The 12,326-nt window shown below is 43.3% G+C and carries 9 protein-coding genes; 7 read left to right on the top strand and 2 right to left on the bottom strand.

Features of this window, described 5'->3' with window-relative positions:
* Positions 1-40: 40 nt before the first annotated feature.
* Positions 41-796: an ABC transporter permease gene (locus FZC88_RS15075; protein ID WP_148995489.1), complete on the bottom strand. Its 756-nt coding sequence runs from the start codon at positions 794-796 to the stop codon at positions 41-43.
* Complete coding sequence (locus FZC88_RS15070) at positions 780-1,568, bottom strand: ABC transporter ATP-binding protein (RefSeq protein ID WP_148995488.1); 789 nt, start codon at positions 1,566-1,568, stop codon at positions 780-782. Before FZC88_RS15070 ends, FZC88_RS15075 begins: the two co-directional genes overlap by 17 nt.
* 235 nt (positions 1,569-1,803) lie before the next feature.
* On the opposite strand from FZC88_RS15070, the gene FZC88_RS15065 reads away from it, so the two are divergent.
* The 7 genes from FZC88_RS15065 (at position 1,804) to galT (ending at position 11,997) form a co-directional block, all read left to right on the top strand.
* The gene (locus FZC88_RS15065) at positions 1,804-2,325 is read left to right on the top strand and encodes an RNA polymerase sigma factor (protein ID WP_148995487.1); all 522 of its coding nucleotides are present in this window, start codon (positions 1,804-1,806) and stop codon (positions 2,323-2,325) included.
* Entirely contained in the window at positions 2,309-3,718 is a 1,410-nt protein-coding gene (locus tag FZC88_RS15060) for a hypothetical protein (RefSeq protein ID WP_148995486.1), read from the top strand. The genes FZC88_RS15065 and FZC88_RS15060 overlap by 17 nt, the downstream gene beginning before the upstream one ends.
* Before the next feature lie 436 nt (positions 3,719-4,154).
* Complete coding sequence (locus FZC88_RS15055) at positions 4,155-5,741, top strand: solute:sodium symporter family transporter (RefSeq protein WP_148995485.1); 1,587 nt, start codon at positions 4,155-4,157, stop codon at positions 5,739-5,741.
* A gap of 84 nt (positions 5,742-5,825) precedes the next feature.
* Positions 5,826-8,063 (top strand): alpha-galactosidase, encoded by a 2,238-nt coding sequence (locus FZC88_RS15050; RefSeq protein WP_148995549.1) that lies wholly within the window; start codon positions 5,826-5,828, stop codon positions 8,061-8,063.
* Positions 8,064-8,322: 259 nt separating this feature from the next.
* On the top strand, positions 8,323-9,504 hold the full coding sequence (locus tag FZC88_RS15045; RefSeq protein WP_148995484.1) for a galactokinase: 1,182 nt from the start codon (positions 8,323-8,325) through the stop codon (positions 9,502-9,504).
* A complete protein-coding gene (galE, locus tag FZC88_RS15040) occupies positions 9,501-10,496 on the top strand; it encodes a UDP-glucose 4-epimerase GalE (RefSeq protein WP_148995483.1) in 996 nt (331 codons plus the stop codon). Before FZC88_RS15045 ends, galE begins: the two co-directional genes overlap by 4 nt.
* A 7-nt stretch (positions 10,497-10,503) precedes the next feature.
* Positions 10,504-11,997, top strand: a complete 1,494-nt coding sequence (gene galT / locus FZC88_RS15035) for a UDP-glucose--hexose-1-phosphate uridylyltransferase (RefSeq protein ID WP_148995482.1) — start codon at positions 10,504-10,506, stop codon at positions 11,995-11,997.
* The last annotated feature ends 329 nt before the right edge of the window (positions 11,998-12,326 follow it).

The raw sequence follows: 12,326 nt of genomic DNA, 5'->3' as shown, positions 1-12,326 counted from the left end.
GGCAGTTGATCATCACCTGCCGCAATTTTTTCGTCTATGCTTAAGACTCCAATCCCCAACGCTTTATCACTGATTTTTCAATGCGCTGGAAGATCAGTTGATCCACGATCGCTCCGATGACTCCAATGATGATCATGACGGCAATGACCAGGCTCATGTCACCAAAGTCTGATGCGTATCGGAGAGTGTAGCCGAGTCCGGGACCGGTACTTAATAGTTCTCCGGCCATTAAAGCTCTCCAGGCGAAGGCCCATGCAAGGCGTGAACCGGTGACCACATAAGGGATCGATGCCGGGAAGATGACTCGAATGAATAAGTCCAAACCTCTCGATCCCATCGTTTGAGCCGCTTTCAAAAAGAGGGGAGAGACGTTTTTTATGCCCATTCGAATGTTGAGGGCCATGACAAATGTTCCACCGAGAATGACGACGAAAATGACGGCTTTTTCATTGAGGCCGAACCACATGATGGCTAGTGGCAGCCACACAATGCTCGGTACACTCTGGAATGCCAGCAGTAAAGATCCCAGGGTTTCGTCGGCCGTTTTGGATTTGGCGAGAAGAACGCCGATGCTGGTTCCGATAACGAGCGAAATCCCCAATCCGATGAATAAACGCTTGAAGCTTGCAATAAGGTCAATGATCAAGGTTTGATCGGCAATCCCAGTAAATAGGGCCTGGAAAACGGAAGTAGGAGAGGGGAGGACAACTTCCGTCCATAATCCGAATCGTGATCCCGATTCCCATAGGCCAATTATGAGGGCAAAAAAGATGATGCGTTTAAGAGCTGTGTTCATAGGCCAATTCCTCACTTATCACTTTATCGATTTCCTTCTTTAAATAGGTCATGATATGTTCTTCGATTTTCACCATTTCTTCTTTATGGGCATCCCGTGGACGGGGGATATCCACTTTGATATCTGCCAAGATCGTACCGGGGCGGGTACCCATGACGATGATCCGGTCTGAAAGCTTAATAGATTCCGAGATACTGTGAGTGACGAACAGGACGGTTTTCTTTGTTTCCATCCAGATCGTTTCAAGCTGATGGTGAAGGCGGGAGCGCGTTTGTTCATCCAGTGCGCCGAATGGTTCATCCATGAGAAGGATTTCCGGGTTCATGGAGAGAGCACGTGCAATGGCCACCCGCTGCTGCATTCCCCCTGAAAGCTCATGAGGGTAATGATCCTGATAGTTTCCCAGCTGGACCATATGTAAGTATTTTGCGGCTTGTTGTCTTGCCTCTTTCTTAGACATTTCTTTTTTCAGAGGGAAGGTCACATTGTCACGCACATTCAACCATGGAAAAAGTGCCGCTTGCTGGAAAACCATCCCCCGGTCTTTTCCGGGTTTTTTGATCGGATTTCCATCTACAAGAATCTCTCCCGAAGTCAAGGAGGTCAGTCCTGCCACGATGGAGAGGAGAGTGGATTTACCGCATCCTGAAGGTCCCAGGATTGAAACAAACTCACCCTTATCTATCCCGAGAGTAATCTCCTTCAGTACATCGGTTGGTTCTCCTGACTTATCGAGGTATTGCTTATTGAGATGGTTGATCTGTATAAACATGTCATCACCCTTATCTTATAATTCATATTAGTTTAGTCGGAATATAAATAATACAATTATAGTATATTGGGGATGGTTGTCAAGGTTTCCTTTATTTTGGAGGAGAAGGATAAATGACGAGCTTGTCAACCCTCAAGAGCATTTTGTAAATAAAATGAAAAAATATTCAAAAAAGTGAAATATATGGTGGATCACTATCGTCTAATATATAAAAAGAAAAAAGCGGGGGAATGAGATGTCCAACAATAGATTGGTCGCAGATTGGTTTCGGCTTTACAGTGATCCTATATATACATTCTTGGTATATCGAATGGGTTCCACTGATGTGGAAGATCTTGTTCAGGAAGTATTCATTCGGGCATTGAATTCCGTGGATTCGTTTGAAGGAAAAGCGAATCCGAAAACATGGTTATATTCCATTGCCAGGAATCTTGCCCTCGATGAACTTAGAAAGCAGAAGAGGATTAAATGGTCCATTACTTCTTTTTCCCAAAAAGATCATGAAGCCGCTTCTTTAGAAACACCAGAATCTCTTTATTTTCTAAATGAAGGAAGTCGCGAACTTCTAACCACTATTCAGAAACTTAAATCTAATTATCGGGATGTATTGGTTTTAAGAGGAATAAATGGCATTGATGTAAAAGAAACGGCCACTATTCTAAATTGGACGGAGAACAAAGTACGGATCACCTATCACCGTGCGTGTAAAAAGCTGCAATCCATAACAGGAGGATATACAAATGAAGAATCAAAATGAAAACAATCTATCAAAAAAGCTTCCCCGGCTTCAATTAAATGACGAGTCGAAAGAACGGATTCATACAGCCATACTTCATCATGAACCTTCTCCGTCTTCACGGAAGAAAGGTTGGAAAGAGGGCAGGTTTAAAAGCTTTGCCGCTGCAGCTGTAGGGTTGCTGGTTTTTTCAATCTTGACGGTATATATCATTTCCGAAACAGACAAAGATAAAGCAAATCAGTTATTTGCTGACGCTGAGAAAAACATTCAAGCGGTTTATGAAGAAATGGAATTGAACCTGCAAGAAACGGAAGAAGGCGGATTACTAAAAACGATTGAACCTTCAGAACTAAAGTCGGCTCAAGTTTCACTCCGAAATGCTGAGAAGGAAATTTTAGAAAGTAGCGAAGAGAAGGAAGGGGATCTTCGTCAACATTTAATCCCCATGATGAAAGAAATAGAGGATTATAACCAAACCGTTCCCGTGGCCAATGGGCTTCAACAGAACATTAATGATGTGAGCAGTCTCCTGGAGAAAAGTCCTTTAGAAGAAAAAATGACAGAAAAGGTAGCTTCCATAAAAAGAGAACTGGCAGAAAAATTAAAGGCATTCCAAAAACTTGAAAGTTCATCCCTTAGAGCGTTTTTTACTAAACAATATTCCACACAGGTGAATCGTATTGATCAAACTTTCAATCAATATCAAGAAGTACAAGAAGAAATCCAAAACCTAAAAGATATTGCAGAAGAACAATCTTTAAACGAACAGGATTTCAAACAACAAGCAGAGAGAGTGGTGAAACAGGTTAACCTTTTGCCGGATAATCAGACAACTGCTGATATGAAAGAAGAAATACAGTCGGCAAAAGATACGTTCTATCAGGTGAAAAGAGAGGTGGAAGAAAAAAAGCGTCTTGAAGAAGAAGCGAGTCTTGAAAAGGAACAGGACGAAATGAGAAGTGCTTCTTCAGGTGATAAAGCGAATGATGGTACAAACGAAGACAGCCCTGAAGACGAACTTTATCCGATGGAATTTACCATGACTGACTCTAATGGACATACGTTTAAACTAAGTCGTGATTTCGATATCCATAAATTCGGTAAGGGATATGATGAAATAGCGAAAAAATACGGAGGACGTTTCTATTACACTCCAAACTCAGATATGTCCTATGTATTTATTGACAGAAAGATCATAGCGACCGTTTCCCTCGTGTCTGCAGCTGATGTGGAATATAAGGACCTCTTTATCGATTTGTTGTCACTTCGATCAAGAAAATATACAAGGGATCAATTCGCATCCATTGTAGATACAGTCATTCAGAGTGGTGAGCCTTATAAAGTTGAGGAAGGGGACTCGGGGGAATTACTCTCGGTGAAAAATGAAATGTTGGTTTATCATGGATGGTAGAGAAACTAATGCCAGTTATACTCAATTGATTGAGTGAAAAATCAGAAGAGACATCCTTTCGTTTATGGGGTGTCTTTTTTTGATTCCTTTACAGGGTTCCAAGTGCAAATCCTTCAGGTGACAGGAATCCACTCCAAAACATCTTCACTTGGAACAGCTTTCATGAAAATTTAAATTCTCTCATCACTTTTCCCATAAGCCAACCTTCTTAAGAAAATTCCACAAGGGTGGGCTTTTTAAGCAATCTTCTTTTCCGAAAATTGAAGCTTTCAACCTCTTTGGTAAAAAATAATAGTAAAATTTAATTATTTTATTTACTAAAATGTTTACTATAATAGCGCTTTCACGTTATACTGTTTTTAAAGATTTAGAAAAGTCTTCATTCAGCTTATACAAAGTAGCTAAAAAGAGAGATTGATAGAGAGGAGTTTCAACTATGGTATTCACAATTGTTTCCTTCTTGTTTTTCACGCTTCTTGTTGCATTGATTTCGTATTGGAAAACAAAGGACGAGGATCTGGGGACGCAGGAAGGGTATTTTCTTGCAGGAAGAAGTTTGACCGGATGGGTGATCGGGGGATCACTTATGCTGACGAATTTATCGACGGAGCAGTTGATCGGCCTGAATGCCCAAGGTTACACCGATAATATGTCGGTGATGGGCTGGGAAGTGGGATCGGCCATCGCTCTTGTTCTTGTAGCATTTTATTTACTTCCCCGTTATTTAAAAGGGGGTATTACGACGATACCTGATTTTCTTGAAGAACGATTTGACTCTGGTACGAAGCAAATCGTTACGATTCTATTCTTGTTCGGGTATGTGTTCAACTTACTGCCACCAATTCTTTACTCAGGAGCAGTGGCACTGAGTGGGATCTTCAATGTTCCTGAAATGTTGGGAGTGGACCGTACAACAGCACTTTGGATCACGGTTTGGTCGATTGGGATCATTGGTTCCTTGTATGCCATTTTCGGTGGATTAAAAGCGGTTGCTGTTTCCGATACCATCAACGGGGTCGGGCTTTTGATTGGTGGATTGATGATTCCGGTCATAGGTTTGTTTGTTCTGGGGGACGGATCCCTTTTTACAGGGTTCAGCACCATTATGGAAAATACGCCTGAGAAATTAAATGCGATCGGGAAGCCTGAGGATCCCGTTCCGTTCAGTACGATGTTTACGGGAATGCTTTTGGTGAATCTTTTCTATTGGGGAACAGCTCAGCATATTATGCAGCGTGCACTTGCCGCGAAGAATCTGAAGGAAGGTCAGAAAGGGGTTCTGATTGCAGCAGCTTTGAAATTGATCGGACCATTTTTCTTGATTCTGCCTGGGATCATCGCGTTTAACATGTTTGGGGAAAATCTTGAACCGACGGATGCGTATCCACGACTAGTGAATGAAATTTTGCCGACGCCTCTTGTAGGGTTCTTTGCAGCTGTGTTGTTCGGGGCGATCTTATCGTCCTTTAACTCAGCGCTGAACTCTTCTGTTACACTATTTACATTAAATATTTATAAGCCATACGTTAAACCTGGGGCATCTGATAAGCAGCTTGTTAAAAATGGGAAGTACTTCGGGGTCTTACTCGCTGTATTCGCTATGGTATTGGCACCGCTCATTGAAAAGGCGCCACAAGGGTTCTTCCAGTATCTTCAGATTGTAAACGGTTTCTACAATGTACCGATCTTTACGATCATCATTATTGGATACATGACGAAACGGGTACCGGCGATTGCAGCGAAAATTTCGCTATTTGTGTTCATTACATTGTATGCGATTACACAGTTATTCTGGGATACAGGCCTTCACTTCCTGCACATCTTGGGGATTCTTTTCGTTCTATGTTCCGCACTTATGCTCGTTATCGGGAAGTTCAAACCGAGAGACACGGAGTATACTCTGCAGGAATCTCATAAGGTGGACATGACTCCATGGAAAATTGTCTACCCGATCGGGATTGCTTGTACTATTGCAATGATCATCATCTATATGGTCTTCTCTCCTGTCGGGATTGGAGCGTAAGGCAAGGCTTACAAAAAAACAGTCAGGTTATTACCTGGCTGTTTTCTTTAATATTAAACCAAATGGGAGGTCCCTCAATTGAAAATGAATACACGCATTCACGTTAACGAATCCAACAAAGAATTTCACCTTCAAGGGAAAAATATCAGCTATATTTTCAATGTCCTGAGGAATGGACAGCTTGGACATCTTCATTATGGGAAGAAAGTTCGTCATCGTGACGATTTTTCCCACCTTTACAAAGAGGAGCATCGAGCAACTTCTTCATGCGTATTCGAAGGAGATTTATCTTTTTCCCTGGACTTCCTTCGTCAGGAATACCCGGGCTACGGGACAACCGATTACCGTGAGCCTGCTTTTCAAATCCTCCAGGAAAACGGGAGCCGGATCACGGATTTTCGTTATGACGGCTATCGGATCATTCCCGGAAAGCCGGATCTGGACGGGCTCCCTGCCACCTATACAGAAAACGACTTTGAAGCAGAGACCCTGGAAATTACACTAAGAGACGAGCTAATCAATGCAAGGATCATTCTTTTATATTCCTGCTATCACGACCGTGACGTGATCGTACGTTCATCGAAATTCGTGAATGACGGAAATCAAAAGCTTCAACTGGATCGTTCATTAAGCTGTTCGGTTGATTTACCTGATTCTGCTTTTGATCTTGTTCAGTTATCCGGAGGCTGGTCAAGAGAACGTCATGTGAAAACCAGATCGTTACAGTCAGGGATTCAAAGTATTTCAAGTACCCGTGGGACGAGCAGCAGTCAGCAAAACCCGTTCCTCGCTCTTAAACGTCCTGAAACGACAGAGCATCAAGGGGTGGTTTATGGCTTCAGTCTCATATACAGCGGGAACTTCTTAGCACAGGCTGAAGTAGATCAGTATGATGTTACAAGGGTTTCTATGGGAATCAATCCCTTTGATTTCAGCTGGCTCCTGGAGAGTGGCGAGAGTTTCCAAACCCCGGAAGTGGTCATGGCTTATTCAGATGCCGGATTGAATGGACTCAGCAGGGAGTATCACGATTTATTCAGAAGCAGACTTGCTCGCGGCATGTGGCGTGACAAAGCACGTCCGGTTCTGATCAACAACTGGGAAGCCACCTACTTTGATTTTGATGAAGAGAAGATTTTAACGATCGCACGCACGGCCAAAGACATGGGAGTGGAGTTGTTTGTCCTGGATGATGGCTGGTTTGGGAAAAGAAATGACGATACTACCTCACTGGGGGACTGGTTTGTCGATGGTGATAAGCTTCCAGAAGGCATCCCGCCCCTTGCGGAGAAAATCAAGCAATTGGGCATGGAGTTCGGTTTATGGTTCGAGCCTGAGATGGTCTCGAAGGTCAGTGAACTTTATAAGAAGCATCCGGACTGGATCATTCATGTCCCGGGCAGATCTTCTTCACACGGACGCCACCAATATGTACTCGATTTTTCGAGAAAAGAAGTGGTGGACCATATTTATGACATGATGGCGGATGTATTGGATAAAGCCCCTATTTCGTATGTTAAATGGGATATGAATCGTTATATGACTGAGGTTGGTTCAGCGGCACTTCCGTCAGAACGTCAGCGGGAGGTCCCCCACCGGTATATCCTCGGTGTGTATGATTTGTATGAAAGGCTGACTTCCGCTTTCCCTCATATATTATTTGAATCCTGTGCAAGCGGTGGGGCACGGTTTGATCCGGGCATGCTGTACTATGCTCCTCAAGCTTGGACCAGTGACGATACAGATGCAGTGGAAAGGCTGAAAATCCAATATGGTACATCACTGGTGTATCCGCTCAGCTCAATGGGGGCTCACGTATCTGAGGTTCCGAACCATCAGGTGAGACGTGTCACCTCCCTGAATACAAGAGGGAATACTGCTTTCTTTGGTGTTTTCGGGTATGAACTTGATGTGACAAAAATGACTGACGGGGAGAAAGAACAGGTGAAAGCCCAGGTCGATTTTTATAAAAAGCATCGAATTACCCTTCAGTACGGAGATTTTTATCGTCTTATCAGTCCGTTTGAGGGGGATGGAAACGTGACGTCCTGGATGACGGTCTCCTCTGATCGAAAAGAAGCGATTGCAGGATATTATCAAGTGCTTTCTAAACCGAATCATGGATATGAACGGCTTTTATTGAAGGGGCTCCATCCGGATAAGGAATATCGTATTAATGGACGAGATGGAACCTATTTCGGAGATGAACTGATGCATGTAGGGATTCAGCTGGATAGCGGCTATTCGGGCACGCAACTTGGCGGTATTGAAGAGTCGGGTGACTTTACCTCTGAGATCTTTATTGTATCTGAGGTAGACTGAAAACATTTTATAAACATCAGGCCTTGATTGAATGAGGTCTGATGTATTTTTTACACCTTATTTGAAATAAAGGAAAACTAAAATAATAACTTAGTAAAACTTTTACTAAAATTTTATTGACCTTTTTCCCTGCTTGATTTATCATGGGGTGAAAGCGGTTTCTGTAATAGGGGTTGTTGACAGGAAATTCATTACAGAACACTAGTGACATGAACGATGACAAACGGAAAGATCGGTATAAATAGTAGGAGGAATCAAAATGGATGTTCAGCAACTTTTCAGGAGCTTTAAAGAGATTTTCGTCAGTGAAGCAAACCGTGCCTTTTTTGCCCCTGGACGTATCAACTTAATTGGGGAACACACGGATTATAACGGAGGGCATGTATTTCCTTGTGCAATCACGTTCGGCACCTATGCAGTAACTAGAAAAAGAGAAGACAGTCTGGTGCGCCTTTATTCCTTGAATTTTGAACATACTGGCATCATAGAATTTGATCTCGACAGCCTGGATTATGATAAATATCATGATTGGGCGAATTACCCTAAAGGAATGATCCGTTATTTGAAGGATGCAAACTATACTATTAACACTGGAATGGACGTTCTTTTTTACGGGAATATTCCGAACGGAGCAGGTTTATCTTCATCGGCTTCCATTGAATTGGCGACAGGTGTCATGCTTGAAGGACTATTCGAACTGGATGTAGATCGGATCAATCTCGTCAAGACGGGTCAAAAGGTGGAAAACGAGTTCATCGGCGTTAATAGCGGGATCATGGATCAATTTGCAATTGGAATGGGGAAAGAGGGATCCGGCATATTACTGGATACCAACACTCTCCACTATCAATACGCTCCGATTGATCTTGCGCATCACAATATTATCATCATGAACTCCAATAAACGACGGGAGCTAGCCGGATCAAAATACAATGAGCGAAGAACGGAATGCGAATCTGCTCTGGAAAGACTGCAATCTGTGAAGGATATCGGTTCCCTGGGTGAATTGACCGAAGAAGAATTCCAGCTCCATAAGCATGTGATACCAAATGAAATCGAACAAAAACGAGCCAAGCATGCTGTGTATGAAAATCGCCGTACGCTTAAAGCTCTTCAATTTTTACAAAAAGGACAGCTTCATGAGTTCGGGAAGTTGATGAATGAATCCCATGTATCGCTCCGTGACGATTATGAAGTAACTGGGAAAGAACTGGATGCTCTTGTAGAAGCAGCATGGAATCAACAGGGTGTAGTCGGAGCGAGGATGACCGGAGCCGGTTTCGGCGGCTGCGCGATTGCGATCGTGGAAAAGGATTATGTGGAGAGTTTCATTAACGGAGTAGGAAAGAAATATAAAGATGCAGCAGGGATTGAAGCAACCTTCTATGTAGCAAGTATAGGAAATGGTGCAACAGAATTAGACAAAGAGGTGATCGTATGAACGTGTTAGTGTTGGGCGGTGCAGGTTATGTCGGTTCTCATGCGGTATTTCAGCTTGTAGAGCGAGGATACAGAACCATCGTAGTGGATAATTTGGAAACGGGTCACAGAGGGGCGATTCATGAGGATGCGGTTTTTTACAATGGAGATATTAGGGATAAAGACTTTCTGCGATCTGTGTTCGAAAAAGAAAACATTGATGGAGTGATCCATTTTGCCGCAAATTCCCTTGTCGGAGAATCGATGGAGAATCCATTGAAGTACTTTGATAACAATGTGTACGGTACCCAGGTAACCCTGGAAGTGATGAATGAATTCGGTGTGAAGCATATCGTGTTTTCATCTACGGCTGCAACGTACGGAGAGCCTGAGCAGGTGCCGATTACAGAAAAGATGCCGACCATGCCGACCAACGCGTACGGGGAAACAAAGCTCGCCATGGAAAAAATGATGAGATGGTGTGATGAGGCATATGGGATCAAGTTCGTTTCTCTCCGCTATTTCAATGTGGCAGGAGCGCGCGGGGAAATCGGAGAGGATCATACCCCTGAGACTCATTTGATTCCGATCATTCTTCAGGTGGCCCTCGAACAACGTGAATATATCACGATCTTTGGAGATGACTATGACACTCCCGACGGAACATGCATCCGTGATTACATTCATGTCGATGATTTGATCGAAGCCCATATCCTTGCTCTTGATTACTTGAAGCGAACAGACGAAAGCAATATTTTCAACCTGGGAAGCAGCCAGGGATTTTCGGTAAAGGAAATGATCCACGCTGCAAGAGAAGTGACCGGACATCCCATCCCTGAGAAAATCGGCAAAAGAAGAGCAGGCGACCCGAGCAAATTGATCGCTTCTTCAGAAAAAGCAAAAGAAATGCTGGGCTGGAATCCATCCCGTACCTCGATAACCAAAATGATCGGGGATGCTTGGGAATGGCACGGAAACCATCCGTATGGATACGACGATAGAAAGGGAGAGTGACTTTAGGATGAGCATTTTCTTGACCATTGATGCGATTGTAGAAAAGGCGATAGGGGCGGAACTGATCGGGAAAGAAGATGAAGTCTATGTTCGGAACCGACTCCTTGCCCTTTTGAAAATGGAAGAGTATAAGGTTGAAGAGGCAGATTCTTTTGCCCGGATTTCCATTCCAGACCTGCTTGAAACCTTAACAGCATATGCGGTGGAAAAAGGAATCATCGAAGATCTGTTTGATGAAAAAGAAATGTTTTCGGCTAGTGTGATGGACTGTTTTGTGGCAAGGCCATCTGTCATCAATCAAACGTTTGCTGACCATTATAATAGAGATCCCAAACAGGCAACTGATTACTTTTACCAGCTCAGTCAGGATAGCAATTACATCCAGACGAAACGGATCAGTCAAAACATCAGCTACAAGGTGGATACCGAATACGGGGAACTCGATATTACGATCAATCTGTCCAAGCCTGAAAAAGATCCCAAGCAAATTGCCCTGGAAAAGTCCTTGTCGACAAAGGATCAGACGTATCCACAGTGTTTATTATGCGTTGAAAATGAAGGGTACCAGGGGAGAATCGGTCATCCTGCACGGGCAAATCACCGGATGATCCGTTTGAATCTTGCCGATGAAGGATGGATGCTGCAGTATTCACCTTATGTCTATTACAACGAACACTGTATTGTGTTATCGGAAACCCATCGTCCGATGGAAATCAATCGTGCCGGTTTCGAGCGGCTGCTTCATTTCGTTGATCAGTTCCCTCATTATTTTGCCGGCTCGAATGCAGACCTTCCGATTGTCGGTGGATCGATCCTTTCTCACGATCATTATCAGGGTGGACATTATGACTTTGCCATGGCGAAGGCGGAAAAAGAATACACCTTTTCTATGAGTCATCATCCTGAAGTGGAAGCTGCGATTGTGAAGTGGCCGATGTCGGTGATCCGGTTGAACAGTGAAAACATGGAAGCACTATTAGATGCAGCGGAGGATATTTTATCAGGGTGGAGAGGGTACAGTGACCCTGAAGTTGAGGTCCTTGCTTTTACCGGGGACACACCTCATAACACGATTACACCCATCGCCCGCATGCGAAACGGGAAGTATGAAATGGATCTTGTTCTAAGGAACAATCGAACGAATGATGAACATCCAATGGGGATATTCCATCCTCATGAAGATGTCCATCATATCAAAAAAGAAAACATCGGCTTGATCGAAGTGATGGGCCTTGCCGTTCTGCCTGCGCGTTTAAAGGATGAACTTCAAGAAGTGGAAAAGTTCCTGCTGGGTGAATATCACCAAGTGGCAGACTATCACATGTCGTGGGTGGAAAAGATGAAGGATCGTTACGAAGGTGAGTTGACCCTTGACAATGTCGCTGGCATCGTCAGAGAAGAATTAGGTAAGAAATTCTCCCGTGTACTCGAAGATGCCGGTGTATTTAAGAGGGATGAAAAAGGACAGAAGGCGTTTATGAGGTTCGTTGCTGGGTTTTGATAGAACCTTTGTGGTAGTTTAGCGACGTTTAGAACGGATTTGCTGCTATCATGATTTATATTGTTGGATTTTCGGAAGGAAATGACTTTTCTTGGGCTAAACAGAGTCGTTTTTATGTGGGAATGTTAAAAAAACATACATTCTGTGATTTTATGAGCTCGATTTCGAGACTTAAGATCCGGTTTTCGCACTTTTTGAGCCGGAAATCAAATATATGATCCGGCATTTCAGATTATATCAGTGTAAATTTGATTTTATCAGCGAAATTTCAAATATATCGGCGGAATATTGATTTTATCGGCGAAATCTCAGATATAACGGCGAAATCA

The organism is Rossellomorea aquimaris, from assembly GCF_008180865.1.
In the GTDB taxonomy this organism is placed as follows: Bacteria; Bacillota; Bacilli; order Bacillales; family Bacillaceae_B; genus Rossellomorea; species Rossellomorea yichunensis.
Note: the sequence above shows the minus strand (reverse complement) of the source record. Positions and strands in the feature narration are given on the sequence as shown.

Bases quoted from the DNA above. Each gene is read 5' to 3' on its own strand.
- FZC88_RS15055 (WP_148995485.1), top strand. From the start codon at position 4,155: ATGGTATTCACAATTGTTTCCTTCTTGTTTTTCACGCTTCTTGTTGCA.
- FZC88_RS15070 (WP_148995488.1), bottom strand. From the start codon at position 1,568: ATGTTTATACAGATCAACCATCTCAATAAGCAATACCTCGATAAGTCA.
- galT (WP_148995482.1), top strand. From the start codon at position 10,504: ATGAGCATTTTCTTGACCATTGATGCGATTGTAGAAAAGGCGATAGGG.
- FZC88_RS15060 (WP_148995486.1), top strand. From the start codon at position 2,309: ATGAAGAATCAAAATGAAAACAATCTATCAAAAAAGCTTCCCCGGCTT.
- FZC88_RS15045 (WP_148995484.1), top strand. From the start codon at position 8,323: ATGGATGTTCAGCAACTTTTCAGGAGCTTTAAAGAGATTTTCGTCAGT.
- FZC88_RS15050 (WP_148995549.1), top strand. From the start codon at position 5,826: ATGAATACACGCATTCACGTTAACGAATCCAACAAAGAATTTCACCTT.
- FZC88_RS15075 (WP_148995489.1), bottom strand. From the start codon at position 796: ATGAACACAGCTCTTAAACGCATCATCTTTTTTGCCCTCATAATTGGC.
- FZC88_RS15065 (WP_148995487.1), top strand. From the start codon at position 1,804: ATGTCCAACAATAGATTGGTCGCAGATTGGTTTCGGCTTTACAGTGAT.
- galE (WP_148995483.1), top strand. From the start codon at position 9,501: ATGAACGTGTTAGTGTTGGGCGGTGCAGGTTATGTCGGTTCTCATGCG.